Below are 18623 nucleotides of genomic sequence, written 5' to 3' on the forward strand. Positions count from 1 at the left end.
AAGCCAAACTAGAGAACGGGTTCAGATAATTGTCAAAATAATTCGCATATGGTAGAGTATTAGAAAACTTGGTATTCACTACTATGCTGTGGGGAAACCTTAATTGCACCTATGCAAGAAAAAGCTTAATACTTTCTAAAATTAAATTTAATATGGAAAGGAATATTCCGATGACAAATAAAATTGGGATTGATGCCGGAGGTTCATTACTTAAAATAGCGTATGAAGAAAAAGGGAAATTCCATGTAAAAACATACGGAAATGATGAATCAAAGAATCTAATCCAGTGGCTAACAATGCTTAACCCCGACGCAACACTCTACATAACTGGTGGAAAAAGCACCTCCATTAAAGAACAAGTGATGCAAAAATGTGTGTACATAGAAGAATTTGACGCAGTAACAAAAGGCGCACGTTTTCTTGTAAAGCGTGAAAATCCAAGCTTTCAAGATGACTTTATTCTTGTAAGCCTAGGGACGGGAACATCTATCTTTCACGTAAAAGAAGAAGAATCTTATCGGCTTCTAGGCAGTGGGATTGGTGGTGGAACATTGATGGGACTCGGCTCGCTCCTTACTGGAAGAGGAAATTATCAACATCTTATAAATCTTGCTGAGAAAGGCTCTAGTCAAAAAAGTGATTTATTGGTGCGGGATATTTATGCACCAAATGAGCCACCAATTCCGGGAGAACTTACCGCAGCTAACTTTGGCAAAGCCCACTTCAATATGCAAGCAAAGGTGGAAGATCATGTAGCAGCACTTATTCGACTAATCGGAGAAACGGTTATTTCTTTGGCTAGTCAAGCAGCCAAAATTACAGGGGTTGAAAAGATAGTATTTGTAGGAAGTACGTTAAACGGAAATAAACCTTTAAAAGAAGTTTTAAGTGGATTTCAAGGTATGATGCAATATGAACCAATTTTTCTAGAAAAAGGCTCATATGCTGGAGCAATCGGCACCCTCATTTAATAGGATGCCGATTTTCATTCTGTAAAGGATATTTGCCCGTAATAATTGGGAAGCATTTCTCTTAACTTTTTCCCATATCGCTCTGGTATCAGTATTCTTGTAATGTCATGTATATGGAACTTCACATCGCCGACAATCCGCCATTCTCTTTCTAAATAATAATTATCTTCATCTGCATCTGTTTTAGAAGCATCAAAAGGTTTGAAGTAAGCGAAAATATGTTTAATGAGAAAGGAATCTAGTCGTTCAAGGTTTTCCAGATGTTCCGGTGAAAATCCTTGTTCTTTAAACATCTTCTTTAATTCATTCATCCATGTAAAATAACCTTTTACATTTTCCTTAAAATATGCTTCCCTAGCACATTTATTCGAATCTCCAATTATTCCATTTGTAGCAAGATAATAAACTGGATTGGCTCCTTTTTCCACAAGAAAATCCTTTTTAAAAGCTAAACCAAAATTACTATACTTTTCCATATGGAGAGATAAATCATTTATCGGAATATCTGCAAAACAAGTAATTCCTGGTATGACAATATTCTCCAACCCATGAGCATTTGGGTTAATTTTTATGTTTCCACCAATGTCTTTATGTAAAAGCCAACCGCTCCGAATGATATCAATAAGCAAGTCAAATCGCTCATGCTCCGGTTTATGTCGACCAACAAAATGTGTCAATTCCTTGGAAACATATCTCTGGATAAGTTCCATATACATTCCCCTTTTTAGTACTTAGTCTAGCCAAAATAACAATCTTTTTTCATACATTATCAAACAAGTTACTCATCCAATAAAAGAGAAACGAACATATTAACAAAAAAGCCCTTTCTTTCTCTTGATCTTTCTCCACTTCCTTAGGCTTATATTGTAATTCGACAAAAATTCTCTTACTTCATAAATTACTCTAGCTATTAAAAAGTCGTTGCACCTTAAACAAGGAACAACGACTTTAGTATTACCATATTATCTATAGCTACCGCAAAGACATCCAAGCTCGGTTACGTTTCCATTCCACTTCAACAGAGGTAGAGAAGAACTGCGATAGGTTTTCTTTTGTGAAAATTTCTTCTGTACAGCCTTGAGCGTAAACCGAACCTTCTCGTAATAATAATGTTTTAGAAAAAACAGGTAAAATTTCTTCCACATGATGGGTAACGAATATAATCGTAGGAGCTTTTTCTTGTCGAGCTAACTGATCCACTGTTAGAAGTAAATCTTCTCTAGAAAGAAAATCTAGACCATTTGTTGGCTCATCTAATATAAGCAGTTTAGGTGATCCCATTAGTCCTCTAGCAATCAACACTTTTTGTTTCTCACCTTGGGAACAAGTTTGGTAGGTTCTCCCGACCAGTTTACTACAACCAAGCTTCTCCATAATTTCTAGAGCCCTATTTCTATCCATTTCAGTATAGGAATCGTATAAACCAATGGAAGAAAACTTACCACTTAAGACAATTTCTTCTACAAGCGAAGATCCTTTAATCCGTTCCCCAAGAGATGAACTAACCCATCCGATTGATTTTCGTAACTCCCGTAAATCTGTCCGCCCAAACGTTTGTCCTAAAACAGAAATGTTGCCCGTCGTTGGCCATATGTAACCATTAATCATATTAAGTAATGTTGTTTTTCCAGAACCATTAAGGCCTAATATCGCCCAATGTTCTCGCCTTTCTACTTTCCAATTTATATTAGAAAGGATTGATTTCCCTTGTCTTTTCCATGAAACATCCTGGATATCTACTACTGTTTCCACACGAATCCCCCTATTTTAAAAAACTATATATTCTCTAACCATTCGACACCTTTTTTTATTTTCCTGCCTTAAACCATAAGAAGGTATGTTTATGATTGTGTTTGAATCCTGTTTGGGCACTCATCAATTTTATCCTTCTGCATTTTCGTTCCGATTCCTTTTTATTTTTACCTTAACAAAAGGATAAGCACCCAAACCTTCCGTTGAGATCATACATACAGTAATAATAAAAGTTCTATATTAATTATGATAAAAAAGAAGGGAGTGTTTTCTGTGAAAAAAGGGAATTTTCCTGATGGATTTGATCTGGATATGGCACCGGTTCGTAATTTCGTGCGAAGGTTAGATTCTGTGTTTAATGAATCGTTTAAACATCTTCAAAAGAATTTTAATCTAAATTCTTTTCCCATTGATGTAAAAGAAACTAATAGTGAAATCATTGTGCATGCAGAATTACCAGGATATAGCCGTGATCAAGTTAAATTGGAAATAACCGGAAACCAATTAAGAATTATAGTGGAAGATAGAAGAAGTTTTTCTGAAAAAGATGAACAAAATTCTTCTTATCGTCACGAAGAATCCTTCCAACATAAGGAGCGGGTGATTGCAGTTCCTTTTGAAATTCCTGAAAAGGAAACGAAAGCATCTTTTAAAAATGGACTTTTAAAAGTGATCATTCCGAAGAAAAACTCGAAACGAAAATTCATTAATATTGATGAATAATGAATTCACATGAATAAAGGTAGTGACTTCTTATTAATAAAGTCACTACCTTTATTCGTTTATTTTAATTATTTATTTCTTCAACTTTTGCCATCACAGCATTTCGAAGTTCTTCTAGTTTATTTTCACTAGCTTCTAATGTGTTATCCTTCACCCCAAAGTAGAATTTAATTTTCGGTTCGGTTCCTGATGGACGTAGGCAGAACCATGATCCGTCTTCTAGCTTATATTTTAGCACATTCGATTTTGGAAGATGTATCGTTTCCTCTTTGTCGTCATTCACTAATTGACGCCTGCTAGATTGATAATCCTCAATTTCTACTACAGATTTACCAGCCATTACCTTTGGAGGGGCACTGCGAAAAGCTGTTAAAATAGAGTTGATTTGTTCTACTCCATCTTTTCCTTTCAATGTTAATGACTCCAACCCTTCACAATAATAGCCATATTGTTCGAATACTTCTAAAAGACCTTCGTATAACGTCATGCCTTTTGTCTTATAATAAGCAGCAACTTCTGCAATAAGCATACAAGCTTGTACCGCATCTTTATCACGTGCAAAAGGTTTTACAAGATAACCATAGCTTTCTTCATAACCAAACAAAAAGCTTCTTTCTCCTGTTTGTTCAAATTCTCTAATTTTCTCACCGATAAATTTAAACCCAGTTAATGTATCAATTGTATCTAGTCCATGTGCTGCTGCAATATCTCGTCCAATTTCAGATGTTACGATGGTTTTAAGAACTGTCGCATTAGATTCTAATGTACCTTGTTTTTTCTGTTCCGTAATTAAATAGTGTAATAATAATGCTCCAACTTGATTACCAGTTAGTACTTGATATTCCCCTTTTTCATTACGTACTGCAACACCAACACGATCGGTATCTGGATCTGTCCCAAGTAATATGTCCGCATGAATCTTTTCGCCATATTGGATTGCTAATTCAAACGCTGCGTGCTCCTCAGGGTTAGGAGATTTAACAGTTGAAAAACTAGCATCCGGAAGTTCCTGCTCTTCTACCACTTGAACATATTTAAATCCGATTGCTTCTAATCCTTTACGTACTGGTTTGTTTCCTGTTCCATGTAGCGGGGTGTACACAATTTTGAAATCATCTGCCACTTGTTGAATAACTTCCGCGTTAAGGTTTACAGTTTTTAGCTGTTCTAGATAGGCACGATCAACTATTTCACCAATCATATTAATAAGACCAGCTGCTTTAAGTTGCTCCTCATCCCCTACTTCAACCGCCAACTCATTTTCTACAGCGTTTACTTTCGCAATAATTTCTTCCGCTACTTCAGGTATTACTTGAGCACCGTCTTCCCCGTACACTTTATATCCATTGTATTCGGGAGGATTGTGGCTTGCAGTAATAACTATCCCACTAAAGGCATGTAAATATCTTATAGCAAAAGATAATTCAGGTGTGGATCTTAACGATTCAAAAACATATGTATGTATTCCATGTTTCCCTAATGTTTTTGCGGCCTCCATTGCAAATTCAGGTGATTTAAAACGACAGTCGTATGCGATGGCAACTCCACGTTTTTTGGCTTCTTCGCCATGGCTTTCTATATACTTGGCTAACCCTTCTGTCGCTTTTCTAATTGAATATATGTTCATACGGTTCGTTCCAGGGCCAAGCTCTCCCCGAATTCCACCAGTTCCAAATTCTAATGTTTTATAAAAATGTTCTTCCAACTGTTTTGGATCATTTGCAATACTTTCTAATTGTTGTTTTAATTCCGGATCCAATCCAGAAAAATGTTTCCACTTCTCGTAATTCGCTTCCCAACTCAAGTCTAATTCCTCCGTTCAAACTAATAGATTACTTATCTTTTTAGTAGATAGGACTGCAAAAGTACAACTTAGGCATCCGCCCAGCCTAAAGCAGATGGCAAGTTTTTTTAAGAGGACTTCCATCAATGGGGGTTTTCTTTCATCCCCACTGATGGTTAGTCGTACTAATCGGACCTATACGGGCAATTGATTTCCCTCCTACCACTTTCTTTGCTACCCCAGAAGCTTGAGGTGAGAGTCTTACTGCCCGTTTAGGTGGGATAAAATGTGATTAACAGTCTATTTCATTATACTTGCCGAACGTCGTTAAATCAAAGATGTCTTGTCTTCTTATTACGCTATAAGTCGACACAAAAGTTAATTAACCTGAAATAATTCGACAGAAGCGTAAAAATCCGATTTATTTCCGGGGAAATGTTCCACCGAATATAAGTAAAACAGGTTATTCGACATGTAAAGAATGATTCACTAACAAAATTAGAGTATAGAGTCTTTTTCATAAAGAAATTAGAAATCGAGCATCCACTAGCATGTCGTGACAGTGTCTTATTTGCACTAATTCAGGTAGAATGCTTTCTATTTACTTTAGTGACAGCTAACTTCATGATGATTATCAAAATTTTGTCGTTTTGCTTTAGTGTTTTTGCAAAGAGCCATTACATACATAAATCTTTTGTGAAATAGATAAGCCTCTATATTTCTAAAAGACTAGGTAAATTTCCATCCAATAGTTTTAACTCTTCCGATTCATCTAGTGATAAAATCGAGGAGAACAATGCTTTAGTGTATGGATGTTTTAGACTTCTTCCTAACTCTTCCGTCTCTCCAATCTCTACAATTTCTCCTAAATACATAACAGCAATTCTATCACAAAAATATTGGACAACGTTTAAATCATGAGAAATGAATAAATATGTCAGTCTATATTTTCTTTGTAATCGTTTTAGGAGATTTAAAATCTGTGCTTGAACGGAAACATCCAGTGCCGATACACCCTCATCTATTACCATAAATTCCGGTTCTAAAATAATGGCTGATGCGATAGCAACGCGTTGTCTCTGCCCACCACTTAATTCATGAGGATAGCGATCCATAAAGGTATGATCCAGTCCTACTTCTTCAAGAACCTCCATTACTCTTTGTCTACGAAACGCCTTATTTCCAATTCTGTGAATATTTAATGGCTCTTCCATTATCCAGCCAATTGTCTTTTTGGGATTAAGCGATGCATACGGATTTTGGAAAACAATTTGTACTTGTTTTCTCCATGCTTTTAATTCCTTTTTTGTATACGTGGATACATTCTTTCCCCTATATTTTACGGTTCCAGAAGTTTGATTAATCAATTGAAGAATAACCTGACCAAGCGTTGATTTACCTGATCCACTTTCGCCAACCAGACCAAATGATTCCCCTTCATATAAAGAAAAACTTACACCGTTAACAGCTTTAACATATTTATTTTTATCTGAGAAACTTTTTCGTGCTTGTTTATAATATTTATATACATTTTCTACCTCAATGATTGGTATAGTCATGATGTAAGCCCAGCTCCTTTTGTATAGAGATGGCATTTTACTGTATGTGTTCCTTCTATTTCTTTTGTCATTGGCATTTCTATATGACATGCATCAAAGCAATGAGAGCAACGATCAGCAAAAGGACATACACCTATTTTTCTATCTTGTAAAGAAGGAACTTTTCCCGGTATGGTAAATAACTCCATACCACGTTTTCGATGATCTGGTATGGATTGAATTAATGATTTTGTATAAGGATGTTTCGGATTTTTTAATATTTCCGATACAGCACCTTCTTCTACAATATGTCCAGCATACATGACAAGTACACGGTCACAAATGTTCCGAATGACCCCCCAGTCATGAGATATAAATATCATCGATGATTTCTGCTCATTTTTTATTTTTTTAAATAAAGCTAATATCTGGGCTTGTATCGTCACATCTAGTGCGGTTGTCGGTTCATCAGCAATGATAAGATCAGGATCTGCGATAAGAGCAATTGCTATAGCAACTCGTTGTTGCATCCCACCAGACAATTGATGGGGATATGATTTGTACAACTCTTCCGCTCGAGGTAGACCAACTTTTTTCATCATTTCAATCGTCCGTTTTTTTATTTCATCCTTTGAATAGGATGTGTGTACTTTTAATACTTCTCCTATTTGTTTTCCTACTGTAATTAAAGGGTTTAAAGCAGACATTGGCTCTTGGAATATCATAGAAATATCCTTTCCACGAATTTCTCGCCAATCTTTGTCTCTTAATTCCCTTAAACTCACTTGTTTATATTCCATCTTTTCATATTCTACTATTGCATTTTTAGGCAAGATTCCTAAGATTGCTTGAGTTGTTAAGCTTTTTCCACAGCCGGATTCTCCAACAATTCCAACAACCTCATTTGGATAAACAGAGAATGTTATATTTTCTAATGCCTTGTAATTTCCATTAACTAATTCGAAGGAAACGTTCATGTTCTCCACGGTTAGTATTGGTGTACGCAATGTTTTGTCCTCCTCGTATCATTGAATGGGGCTATGCTTTTCTATCTTGTTTATCCCGTAAACCATCTGCAAGTAAGTTAAATCCTAAAACTAAAAACGTAATCGCTAATCCTGTTAAAATAACGTACCATGGAGCGGATGCTATATAGGCTTGTGCTTCTTTTAACATTCGTCCCCAACTAGGATCTGGTGGTTGTACGCCCAACCCAAGATAACTTAACCCTGATTCAGATAAAACCGCTCCCGAGAAACTTAATGCAACAGCAACTAAAATAGGAGAGACTGCATTTGGTAAAATATGTTGGAAAATGATTCGGAATGAACCGGCTCCTTTGGCAATGCTGGCTTTAACAAAGTCATATTCTTTATATTGAATAAAACTACTTCGCGTAATTCTAGCAAAAGATGGGATGCTCATAATCCCTAAAGCGATAATGGTATTCGTCATTCCTGTATTAAATACTGCAATGAGCATAATAGCAAGAAGAATACCAGGAAAAGCAAGCATCGCATCTATAAATCTACTAATCACTTCATCAAACCAACCACCAAAATATCCTGCAATGGCTCCAAATAAAAAGCCAAATATGAACCCAATTGTAACAGATGAAATTCCAATGATAAATGCGGTCTGAGATCCCTCCATTATTCGGGATAAAATATCTCTACCAAAGTTATCTGTACCAAATAGATGTTCCATTGAAGGGGCAGCTAAACGATTAGCGGAATCCATGGCGTTCGGATCATATGGGGTATAAAAAATACTAATAATCATTACTAAAAGTAAAAATACAATTAATCCGACGCCAATATAAAATGGAATACTCTTTGCCTTCTTCAAGTTCATCACCCCTTAAGCCGAATTCTCGGATCAATAACCTTGTATAACATATCCACGATGAAATTAATGAGAAGAACGATGATTGCAATGTATAATACCATCGACTGAACTAATGGAAAATCCCTAGACGTAATGGATTGAATGAGTAAATTTCCAAGTCCCGGTAAGGAAAATACATTTTCAATGATAATACTACCACCAAGCGTATCAGCTATAAGCAATCCCATAATGGTTAATACCGGTATTAACGAGTTTCTTAAAATATGACCGTATAAAATAGAACGTTCCTTTAGTCCTTTCACCCTAGCAGTGCGAACGTAATCCATTTTGGACTGATCTAATATCGTATTTCGTAAGTAGCGAATGACGATAGCAATATTTCCAATCGCTATCGCAAATGATGGTAAGAAAAATGAACGTAAAGCACCAAGAAAGTCTTCCGACCATGGTACATACCCATAGGTTGGAAATAATTGTAATGTCACACCAAAAATTAAAATAAGAATAAAGCCAAACCAAAAAGAAGGAATGGAGATTCCAAGTTGGGTCAATACATTTAAAAAGATTGAAATCCACTTTCCATCTGATCGAGCAATAAAAATTCCTAAAGGTACCCCAATTACAACCGTAAAAAATAAAGATAGAATGGCGAGTGAAGCAGTAACGGGAATTCTATCTATTACGATATCACTTACTGGTAGTTGATATCGTAAAGATTCTCCAAGGTCCCCTTGCAAAACGCCCGCTACCCAGTCCATATATCTCTCAACTGGGGAACGATCTAAACCGAGTTGTTTCTCTAATTGTGCTACTTGATGCGGATCAGCGTCGATTCCCAATATAATTTGCGCAGGGTTACCAGGTAAAAGTTGAAAAACGAAAAAGATCATAATAGAAACAATGATTATCGTAGTAATAAAGCTTGATAGTTTATATAGAAAATATCTCATCGTTTCGGTCTCCTTACTAAAATGCGAACAGTATGTGGATCCTCTAATACTGTTCGCTTAATAGAACTATTGGTTCGTAATTTTCAAATCTTCTAAATTAAACTTCTGAATAGGGTACATTTTTAACCCTTCTAAATCGCTTCGCATTGCAATCGTACGATCAGGGTCCATAATATATACACTTGCCGCATCTTCTGTTAATAGGCGTTGGGCTTCTTTATAATACCCTGCCATCTCTTCCATGTCTGTCGCAGCAATAGCCTTTTTAATTAATTCATCATAATTTTTATTATCGTAATTAACAAAGTTAGAACGGTAATCACTTACATATCTTACAAGTATCTCATACGGATCTAATTTTCCTGTAAATGAAACAACTGTTGCTTCATATTGTGCATTTTGATAAACCGTTTCTAACCAGGAACTAAATTCGATCGGTTTAATATTTACTTCAATACCAATTTGACTCAATTGTTCCACAATCACTTGTGCTGTATCAACGTGAAATGAATAATCAGATGGTACCGTTAATTCTAAAGGGAAGCCATCCGGAACCCCGGCTTCTTGTAATAATGATTTTGCTTCCTCGATATTTGGAGCATACACATCTTCTAATCCCGCTTCATAGTAAAAATCCATCGCTGGGCTGAAATTTGACCCTAGTTTCGTACCCTTTCCATCTGCCACTGTTTCAATAATTATATCTTTATTAATTGCTAGGTTGATAGCTTGACGGACACGGACATCATTTAATGGTTCCACATCATGATTTAATGCCATTAATTGAACCATATTTTGTGGACCAGATACCGTATTTACAGAATCACCTAGTTGAAGCAATCCTTGAGGGGTGATTCCAGGAATGATGTCAATTTCACCTGACTTCATGGCTAGAACGGCAGCCTCTGGATCTGGCATCACAATAAATTGAACTTCACTTATTTCAGGTATATTTTGTTGATCATAGTATTCTTCGTTCCTTACCAATGTCAATTTCTGTCCAACTTGATATTCCTTAAACTTAAATGGACCTGCACCTATAGGGTTCGTGCTTTGTTCTTCATAATCTGCAGGTAAAATAGGACGAATATTCGCAGCTAAAAATGCAGAGTTTTTTTCTTTTAACGTAATTACCACTTCATAGTCAGACGGAGCTTCTATTTTTTCTATCATTTCAAATTGGGACGAAAGAGGTTCTTCTCCATTTAATCCACTTAATCTTTCATAAGAATAGATAACGTCCTCAGCTGTTAAGTCAGAACCATTATGGAATGTTACTCCTTCTTTTAATGTAAACGTATAGGTTAAGCCATCATCTGATATCTCATAAGACTCAGCTATGGCTGGAATTAGTTTGCCAGTTTCATCTGTATCTAGCAATCCGTCAAATACGTTGTCCATCATAGACTGCGTGTCTGTTGCAGCCGATATGTAAGGGTCTAAATTATCTACTTCTGTACTCATGGCAATTTTGATTACTTCATCCTGATTCAATGTTTCCGATTTATTACCTTTTGCAGTTCCATTGGATTCTTCCGTATTAGAGCCTGAGCATGCTACTAATAAAAGAATTGCAATGGTTATGTAAGCTAATTTACTAACTAGTTTCATTTTAAACTATCCCCCAAAAGTAATATCATATAAAAAAACTTTCCCCTTGTTTTTATGAACTTTTTAGCTCTACATCTCACCCTTCTCTTATTTGAAAATAACAAGATAGTCATGGTTATTATTTCGCCAAAGAATGGCAAAAATCCTTTTTTATCAGAAATATTTTCGCACTTATTGGTAAACTTTATAATGATTATATAAAGAAGACTTCCGTTAGTGGGGGTTTTACTGCCCATAAAGAAAAAAGCTAGAGAAAATTGCGTATCGCAATCTCTAGCTTTATTCAGAAAAGGCCACGTCCGGCTCCAGCGCCTTTGTTCTTTATAGAAGTTTCCATATTTCTTCATACACCTTTTTTAACGGTATGTAATGTGTCTTAGCTATCGTTTTACATTCTTCATATTCCGGGGAACTTTGAAATACTTTGCCGTTTGATATTCCTTGTTTTACAGTGACTGGGCCCCATTTGGTATCCACTTTTATAAATCTCCTTTGCATGCGGTGAACAGTTATAGGATAATAACGTATTCCTAACGTTGTCGTTTCTTGCAGCAAAATTTCCTTCATTTTTTCTAATTTATCCATAGAGCAAAGAAGTTGAAGTAATGCACCTGGACGGTTTTTTTTCATATAGATGGGCGTATAAAAAACATCGTTAGCACCCGCTGTAAATAATAACTCCATCACGTAACCAAGCAATTCCCCTGAAGTGTCATCAAGGTTTACTTCCATTTTCACCATATTGTTATCGATATGCTCTTCGTTTGGAGGGTGTTTTATTTCCACTTTCACTCATTCCCTTCCTAACTTTTCCGTGCTAACCGATCTATTAATACTGCGTTATACGCACCACCGAAACCATTATCAATGTTCACCACACTAATTCCACTGGCACAGGAGTTCAGCATCGTTAATAGTGCAGAAAGACCTTGAAAATTAGCACCGTAGCCAACACTTGTAGGAACAGCAATAACAGGATGTGATACGAGTCCACCGACAACACTTGGTAATGCCCCTTCCATTCCCGCAATGACAACCGACACTGTGGCTTGTTGAATTTCTTTCGCTTGATCTAATAAACGATGAATACCAGCTACACCAACATCGTAAAATCTCCGAACATTACATCCCATTATTTCCGCTGTCACAGCAGCTTCTTCCGCTACTTTTAAATCAGAAGTTCCCGCACAAAGTATCGCTATATACCCATCATTATTTCCATCCGTATTTTTAGTGGATTTCCAATATAAAATCTGCGCTAATTTTTCATACGTTAACTCTGGATGAACTTCCAAGATCTGATTAGCCTTCTCTTCTGAAATCCTCGTAATAAGAACATCATTTTCCTTTGCTTTTATAGATTCTAAAATGGAAATCATTTGTTCTACTGTTTTTCCTTCCCCATAAATAACTTCGGGGAAACCTTGACGCTTCTTACGATGATGATCCACTTTTGCAAAGCCCAAATCCTCATATGTAGCAAGTTGTTTCTTTGCTTCTTCAATACTTAATGATCCATTTTGAACTTTAAGTAAAATATCTTCCATATTTCCTTCTTCCCTCCCCGAAAGTATATTCTTTCATTCTTCACCTATTACAACGCGTAATACGTTCGGATGTTGAGGGAAAGTTTTCGTTCCCGCTCCATAGCCAACTTTTTTCACCTTCATCGAAGGAAAAGTACAAAATTCCTTAGCCAACACTGCGGCAATAGCAGCACCTGTTGGAGTAGTTAGCTCTCCCCTGACTTCACTATTTGCGATAGGAACATCACGTAAAATTTCTAAAGTTGCTGGTGCGGGTACCGGATAAATTCCATGGTCGATATGAATTTTCCCAGAACCAGTTGGGATTGGGGAAGCCTTGATTTCTTCAACTTCAAGTTGTTCCAATAATATGGCAGTACCTACAATATCAATGATAGAATCCACTGCACCTACTTCATGAAAATGAACAGTCTCTAGTGGCATTCCATGAATTTTCCCTTCCGCTTCACCAATTTTTTTAAAAATTTCTAAGGACATATGTTTAACCTTTTCCGACAAATTCGACTCTGAAATCATACGTACAATATCACGGTAAGCTCGATGATGGTGATGATGGTCTCCATGACTATGGTTGTGAGAATGTGCATGGTCATGTACATGATGGTCGTGATGGTGTTCATGGTCTTTACTGTGATCATCGTGCTCATGATGGTTATTGGTGTGATGATTATGACCCTCACCATGCTCATGAGAATGGTCGTGATTATGCGTATGTTCGTGTGAGTGGTCATGATGATGTTCTTCATTTTTTAACACGACATCAAATTTAGTTCCTGTAATTCCGTTTTTCACTACCTTGTCCATTTTCAATTCATACTCATCCGCAAAGTTCAATTTCTTAAGTTCTGACTCCAGGTGAGAAAAATCTCCTCCAGCATCAAGTAGTGCACCTATTGTCATATCTCCGCTCATACCTGAAAAACAATCAAAATATAATATTTTCATTCTAAAGCCCCTCGTATTTATAAATTTCCTTTTTTAAAAGCATATCCATCTTTACCTTCTTACTAACCGTTTAGATAGGGTAAATCATTAAAAACTTTTCCAATCCATCTAAAAAAGCAGTTTTTAATCTTATATCGAGATTAAAAACTGCTACCATAGATCCCTAAATCAACACGATTTAAGCATTAGCTGCAAGTTGCTCGTTAGCAGCTTCAGACAATACTTCATTCATACTACCAGTACGATACCCTCTTAGGTCACAAGAAACATAATCAAATCCTAATGATACTAGTTTATGTTGAATTTGCTCACGCTTCTCAAGTAAGGAAATGATTTTATCTGCTGCCACTTCAATACGTGCAACATTGTCATGATAGCGAACACGAACTTCATCAAAACCGATGCCTTTCAGATAAAGCTCTGCTTCATTTACTTGATTAACGATTTTTTTATTTAATGTTGTTCCATAAGGGAATCTTGATGCAAGACTACAAGATGCTAATTTATTCCAAACTGGTAGATTTAATTCTTTTGCTAGTTCACGTACGTCCGTTTTATACATATTTACTTCTTGGAGTACACTACGAATGCCCTCTTCTGTTCTTGCTTTTAACCCAGGACGGAAATCTTCTTCATCATCCATAATCATTCCATCTAATACATATGGAAAATTCATTTCTTTCGCAAGTTCATTTAGATGAGTGTACAACAATTTTTTACTGTAGTACCAGCTATCTGGATTATTTACAACGATTCGTGAATCCTCTAATTCTTTTATTTCTGTCTTATGAACACGGACACCCATGTCTTCCGCAAATTCAACAGCAGCATCAAACTCAGAATCACGGAATAGCTCGGAATTCACAACAACAGCTAATACATTGTCATTTCCAAGTTCTTGTTGAGCTCGCTTTAAAACAACTGCACTATCAACACCACCAGAAAACGCAACCATTACACGGCCCATGTTCTTTAATATTTCACCTAAACGACGGTTCTTTTCTAACATCTTAGTCACTCCATTCAGCACATTTTCCCTCTTAGGAAGTTTAATCTTAGTAAGTTTTTATCTAGATGACTTCCATCAATGGGAGTTTTCCTCCATCCCCACTGATGCCTAGTCGCACTTATCGGACCTTTACAGGCTGTTGATCTCCCAACTACCTTCTTTGTTTCCCGAGAAGATTAAGGTGAGATTCTACTGCCCGTTTAGGTGGGATAAAATAACACTTTATTTATTTTCCAAATCTTAAAATCTTATAACTTTAAAATACTTTCTTTTTGTTTAGTTGTCAAACCAAATGCCGGGCGCTTTCCGAATTTGGTTTTAACAAGTTATTAACATATTCATATATATTCTTATCCCTTCCTTATGTATTACCAAATTAATTTAAAATAACAACGACCACCAAATCTGCATTAATTTGATGGTCGAAAAGTTATATTATTTCAATCTTTGATCTAGCTCACTCATTATTTCTCCGGCTTTTTGCCAGTCTCCTTCAGATAGTGCTTTTTGGTATTGATTGAAAAGATCAGACACTTCACCTAGTACTTCATCCGCATTTAGAATTGGATCCGTATTTGGCTGGTCTTGTTGATCTTCCTCTGTATTGCCCTCATCTGTTACCTCACCGTCAGCATCTGGAACTTCTTCTGGTTTAATTCCCTTTTCTACACGATCCACAATCTTCTGCAACGCTTCATCAAACGTAGCTTCCATTGCAATATGATCACCATATGCAACAACGACTTGTTTCACTTCAGGAAGAGAAGTCTCGTTAGAAGATTCAATGTAGATAGGTTCGACATAAAGAACCGTATCTTCTATCGGTAACGCGAATAAGTTTCCGCGAATGACTGAAGATCCACCTTGTGACCATAAGTTTAATTCCTGAGAAATGACACTATCTTGGTTTATCCGGTTTTCAATTTGCTGTGGTCCATAAACGTTTTCTTGTTTAGGGAACCTATAAACAAATTTTTCACCGTAGTGTTCCCCATCATTCCGAACCCCCATCCAAGCAATCATATTTTGCCTGTTTCTTGGAGCATATGGCACCATAAGGATGAACTCTTCTTCATCATATTCAGGAAGTTTCATAGTTGTATAATAAGGTTCCATTTCGACATCTTCATTATAGTATTTTTCGGTTGGAAACTGCCAATAATCTTCTCTATTATAGAAAAGTTCAAGATTTGTCATATGATAGGTTCCATACATCGCGGATTCAATCTTAAATAGTTGCTCCGGATAACGGAAATGACTGCGTACATCATCAGGAATTTCCGTAGTGAACAAGTTCGGGAACATATTCTGGTATGTCCGTACGAGCGGTTCATCAGGATTAGTAATATAAAAGTTTGTTTCTCCTGTATAAGCATCGACTACAACTTTAACAGGGTTTTTAATATAATTGTTTCTTCCGTCAAAGTTTTCCGCATATGGGTATCCTTCCCCAATTAGATACGCATCTATCATCCATGCAAGACTTCCATCATCACGTACGAAAACATAAGGATCATCATCATACTCAAAGAATGGAGCAATACGCTCTACACGTTCCATAATGTTACGTGTTTGCAGTAATTTACTATCTTTATTGATTTGTCCAGACACAAGAATACGAATGGATCCTTCATCAATGGCAAATAATAAACGATTTAGACCCGTTAATGGAATTCCCGCTTCTTCTTCATAGCGGGTGGATACATTCTCTTCACCAGCTGGATAGTCAAATTCATTTACCTCTGTATCGACAATGACACTCCGATAATCTTCTTCCCCAAAATAAATTTGCGGTTTTTCAATATCGATCGCACCTTGTGGTGGTAAGTTTCTAACTAAATATTCTGGTTGACCTTGAGAAGTTACTTTATTCACTTGACTCATTGCAATCCCATATCCATGTGTATAACGTAGGTTTTGGTTAACCCATGTTTGTGCCTGCTCCGGCAAATCTTCTGTATTCAATTCCCTAGCGCCGATAAATACTTGCTGATACTTCCCATCAATCTTATAACGATCAATATCGATATCATTAAATTGATAATACGTACGGAATGTTTGTAATTGATTATAAACATCCAAAAGTGGTCTAGCATCGTTAATACGTACATTATCTATTGTTAGTTGATTTCGCTTAATTAAATCTTCGCTTAATGAATCAACATTACCAGGGTGTTCCTTTTCTTCCATTCCTTCTAAGCCATATGCCGCCCTAGTGTAATTCAAATTATGTTCTAAGTACGGAGCCTCTCTATTAAACTCGTTTGGAGAAACGATAAATTGTTGAACGACAAATGATGCTCCTTGCCCCAAAATAATAATTCCAAAATAGATAGCTATTGGCATAATAAGCTTATGGATTCTTCCTTTACGTAAACTAAGAATAATCCAAACAGCAGCAATAATTGAAAATGCCGCAAGAACGTAAGATACTGGAATATTAACCATACGGTCTGTAAAACTTAGCCCGTGCACGACACTATGTTGAAATATATTAACACGATTAGTCAATAGCGTACTAAACGGTTCTAAAACGTGAGTTACTGCCAACAACACCCCAACAATTAATACCGTTAGAGATAAATGTGACTGGGCAGATTTATTCATACGATAAATATGAAAGACTGAATAAGCGGCAACCTCTACTATTAAAACAAATATACTTAAACTTAATAGTAGATTCACTACAAATTTCAAGAATGGTAAGACATACATATAAAATGAAATATCCCGATTAAAAAATGGATCTGTTTCACCAAATGGTACATAGTTCATGATTTTGAGCGCTGGTTCCCAACCAAGCCCCTGCACCGTTGTACTTCCAATTAAGCCAACAAATAAAGTTCCTGCTAAAATAATTAAGTTTAATGTTTTCCCTCTTTGTAAAAATGGTGGAAGCTGGTGAATAGAAAATTGCGAAAGATAAGTTCGTTTTATCCAAAATAGGGTAATATACGTAATAATTGCAAATAATACAAACCCTATAGCTCCAAGCATAACCTTAATACTTAATATGGTGGTAAACACAGAAGAAAAGTCTAGCGAATCCATCCATATGTATTCGGTAACCCAGCTTAAACCAAGTCCAACGATAATGAATAGCACAACTAAAAATCCGATAAAAATACCAGAGCGACCACCTAGTTTTTTCATCTTTTTTAACTGCTCTACATTTGAACCATTTGGACCATCTGTTCTTCCCCTAAAAGCCATCTCATACCTCCTATTTGCTGCACTTATACAGACGGGAAAGATTTTTATACTTTCCTACCTGCAAAAAAATGATAACTACTTATATCGTAACAGATATACCGTATATTGTCGCTTAATTTTTGGAAGATTTTCGAAGTTGTTTTTCGACAGAAAGGAGGTATAAAGAAGACTTCCATTAGCGGGGGCTCTCCTTCATCCCCACTGATGGTTAGGTGCGCTTATCGGATCTTTACGAGCAGTTGATCTCCCACCTAACTTCTTTGTTTCCCCAGAAGCTTGAGGTGGGACAAAACTAAACTTTCTTCCTGCATAAATGGTAATTTGGTGTTAACTCATTTCCCTTTTATTTATGACATGTTCTTCAACTAACTTATCTTTTATAAATACAATTTCATGAACGTAGCTTCTTATGGTGGATTCTAAGTACTTGATTCGTATCCAATCTTTTTCACATTGTTCGATTCCATAAAAATAAATGAGGTCCATTTTTTCATTACTATTTACCATAAATTTAATCATTTCCTGTAAAGCCGGGCGTTTTAAATTACTTGCGGGATAGCCAATGTCTGAGAATTTCTTTATGATTTGGATATTAAACTTTTTACTATGTTCATTCATCGTCCACTCTTGCCTTGTAAATTGTTCATTAGGTTCTAGCGGTCTTATCATATATAGAATAGCTTTTTTCAACGTTATCCCATTCCTTTTCTCTGACTCTAGTAATATCAGGTTT

The 18623-nt window shown here is 36.2% G+C and carries 16 protein-coding genes; 2 read left to right on the forward strand and 14 right to left on the reverse strand.

Annotated features, from left to right (window positions below; genetic code table 11):
* The first annotated feature begins 170 nt into the window (after nucleotides 1–170).
* Nucleotides 171–971, forward strand: a complete 801-nt coding sequence (gene coaW, locus KM885_RS00730; RefSeq protein WP_216883401.1) for a type II pantothenate kinase — start codon at nucleotides 171–173, stop codon at nucleotides 969–971.
* A 14-nt stretch (nucleotides 972–985) separates the two neighbouring features.
* Here coaW and KM885_RS00735 read toward each other — a convergent pair whose 3' ends face one another.
* Together KM885_RS00735 and KM885_RS00740 are read right to left on the reverse strand one after the other, a co-directional pair.
* Nucleotides 986–1681 carry an abortive infection system antitoxin AbiGi family protein gene (locus KM885_RS00735; protein WP_216883402.1) on the reverse strand — a complete coding sequence of 232 codons (696 nt, stop codon included), beginning with the start codon at nucleotides 1679–1681 and terminating at the stop codon, nucleotides 986–988.
* A gap of 262 nt (nucleotides 1682–1943) precedes the next feature.
* A complete protein-coding gene (locus KM885_RS00740; RefSeq protein WP_216883403.1) occupies nucleotides 1944–2723 on the reverse strand; it encodes an ABC transporter ATP-binding protein in 780 nt (259 codons plus the stop codon).
* Nucleotides 2724–2996: 273 nt separating this feature from the next.
* On the opposite strand from KM885_RS00740, the gene KM885_RS00745 reads away from it, so the two are divergent.
* Complete coding sequence (locus KM885_RS00745) at nucleotides 2997–3446, forward strand: Hsp20 family protein (RefSeq protein ID WP_052771629.1); 450 nt, start codon at nucleotides 2997–2999, stop codon at nucleotides 3444–3446.
* A gap of 64 nt (nucleotides 3447–3510) precedes the next feature.
* Here the strand turns inward: KM885_RS00745 and KM885_RS00750 are convergent, their stop codons facing one another.
* The 12 genes from KM885_RS00750 to KM885_RS00805 all read right to left on the reverse strand — a co-directional run bounded on the left by KM885_RS00750 (nucleotide 3511) and on the right by KM885_RS00805 (nucleotide 18580).
* Nucleotides 3511–5250, reverse strand: coding sequence for a phospho-sugar mutase (locus KM885_RS00750; RefSeq protein WP_216883404.1), 1740 nt, complete (start codon nucleotides 5248–5250; stop codon nucleotides 3511–3513).
* 692 nt (nucleotides 5251–5942) lie between these two features.
* Nucleotides 5943–6788, reverse strand: a complete 846-nt coding sequence (locus KM885_RS00755; RefSeq protein ID WP_216883405.1) for an ABC transporter ATP-binding protein — start codon at nucleotides 6786–6788, stop codon at nucleotides 5943–5945.
* Nucleotides 6785–7774, reverse strand: coding sequence for an ABC transporter ATP-binding protein (locus tag KM885_RS00760; protein WP_244986860.1), 990 nt, complete (start codon nucleotides 7772–7774; stop codon nucleotides 6785–6787). The genes KM885_RS00755 and KM885_RS00760 overlap by 4 nt, the downstream gene beginning before the upstream one ends.
* A 31-nt stretch (nucleotides 7775–7805) precedes the next feature.
* Nucleotides 7806–8621 carry an ABC transporter permease gene (locus tag KM885_RS00765; RefSeq protein ID WP_216883406.1) on the reverse strand — a complete coding sequence of 272 codons (816 nt, stop codon included), beginning with the start codon at nucleotides 8619–8621 and terminating at the stop codon, nucleotides 7806–7808.
* The gene (locus KM885_RS00770; RefSeq protein WP_216883407.1) at nucleotides 8621–9565 is read right to left on the reverse strand and encodes an ABC transporter permease; all 945 of its coding nucleotides are present in this window, start codon (nucleotides 9563–9565) and stop codon (nucleotides 8621–8623) included. The genes KM885_RS00765 and KM885_RS00770 overlap by 1 nt, the downstream gene beginning before the upstream one ends.
* A 66-nt stretch (nucleotides 9566–9631) precedes the next feature.
* Entirely contained in the window at nucleotides 9632–11176 is a 1545-nt protein-coding gene (locus tag KM885_RS00775; RefSeq protein WP_216883408.1) for an ABC transporter substrate-binding protein, read from the reverse strand.
* 321 nt (nucleotides 11177–11497) lie between these two features.
* A complete protein-coding gene (gene larC2, locus KM885_RS00780) occupies nucleotides 11498–11962 on the reverse strand; it encodes a nickel pincer cofactor biosynthesis protein LarC2 (RefSeq protein ID WP_216883456.1) in 465 nt (154 codons plus the stop codon).
* Between the two features lie 17 nt (nucleotides 11963–11979).
* Nucleotides 11980–12723 carry a nickel pincer cofactor biosynthesis protein LarB gene (gene larB / locus KM885_RS00785; RefSeq protein ID WP_216883409.1) on the reverse strand — a complete coding sequence of 248 codons (744 nt, stop codon included), beginning with the start codon at nucleotides 12721–12723 and terminating at the stop codon, nucleotides 11980–11982.
* Between the two features lie 33 nt (nucleotides 12724–12756).
* The gene (larC, locus tag KM885_RS00790) at nucleotides 12757–13668 is read right to left on the reverse strand and encodes a nickel pincer cofactor biosynthesis protein LarC (RefSeq protein ID WP_216883410.1); all 912 of its coding nucleotides are present in this window, start codon (nucleotides 13666–13668) and stop codon (nucleotides 12757–12759) included.
* 178 nt (nucleotides 13669–13846) lie between these two features.
* The gene (larE, locus tag KM885_RS00795) at nucleotides 13847–14686 is read right to left on the reverse strand and encodes an ATP-dependent sacrificial sulfur transferase LarE (protein WP_216883457.1); all 840 of its coding nucleotides are present in this window, start codon (nucleotides 14684–14686) and stop codon (nucleotides 13847–13849) included.
* A gap of 426 nt (nucleotides 14687–15112) precedes the next feature.
* A complete protein-coding gene (locus tag KM885_RS00800) occupies nucleotides 15113–17890 on the reverse strand; it encodes a UPF0182 family membrane protein (RefSeq protein ID WP_216883411.1) in 2778 nt (925 codons plus the stop codon).
* 327 nt (nucleotides 17891–18217) lie between these two features.
* Complete coding sequence (locus KM885_RS00805; protein ID WP_216883412.1) at nucleotides 18218–18580, reverse strand: recombinase family protein; 363 nt, start codon at nucleotides 18578–18580, stop codon at nucleotides 18218–18220.
* Nucleotides 18581–18623 lie beyond the last annotated feature (43 nt).

Origin of the sequence: Oceanobacillus caeni, assembly GCF_019037185.1 — a bacterium.
Classification (GTDB): domain Bacteria; phylum Bacillota; class Bacilli; order Bacillales; family Amphibacillaceae; genus Oceanobacillus; species Oceanobacillus caeni.

Excerpts from the sequence above, each read along its gene's own strand:
- KM885_RS00800 (WP_216883411.1), bottom strand. The coding sequence starts at position 17,890 with ATGGCTTTTAGGGGAAGAACAGATGGTCCAAATGGTTCAAATGTAGAG.
- larB (WP_216883409.1), bottom strand. The coding sequence starts at position 12,723 with ATGGAAGATATTTTACTTAAAGTTCAAAATGGATCATTAAGTATTGAA.
- KM885_RS00775 (WP_216883408.1), bottom strand. The coding sequence starts at position 11,176 with ATGAAACTAGTTAGTAAATTAGCTTACATAACCATTGCAATTCTTTTA.
- KM885_RS00735 (WP_216883402.1), bottom strand. The coding sequence starts at position 1,681 with ATGGAACTTATCCAGAGATATGTTTCCAAGGAATTGACACATTTTGTT.
- KM885_RS00770 (WP_216883407.1), bottom strand. The coding sequence starts at position 9,565 with ATGAGATATTTTCTATATAAACTATCAAGCTTTATTACTACGATAATC.
- KM885_RS00755 (WP_216883405.1), bottom strand. The coding sequence starts at position 6,788 with ATGACTATACCAATCATTGAGGTAGAAAATGTATATAAATATTATAAA.
- larC (WP_216883410.1), bottom strand. The coding sequence starts at position 13,668 with ATGAAAATATTATATTTTGATTGTTTTTCAGGTATGAGCGGAGATATG.
- KM885_RS00765 (WP_216883406.1), bottom strand. The coding sequence starts at position 8,621 with ATGAACTTGAAGAAGGCAAAGAGTATTCCATTTTATATTGGCGTCGGA.
- coaW (WP_216883401.1), top strand. The coding sequence starts at position 171 with ATGACAAATAAAATTGGGATTGATGCCGGAGGTTCATTACTTAAAATA.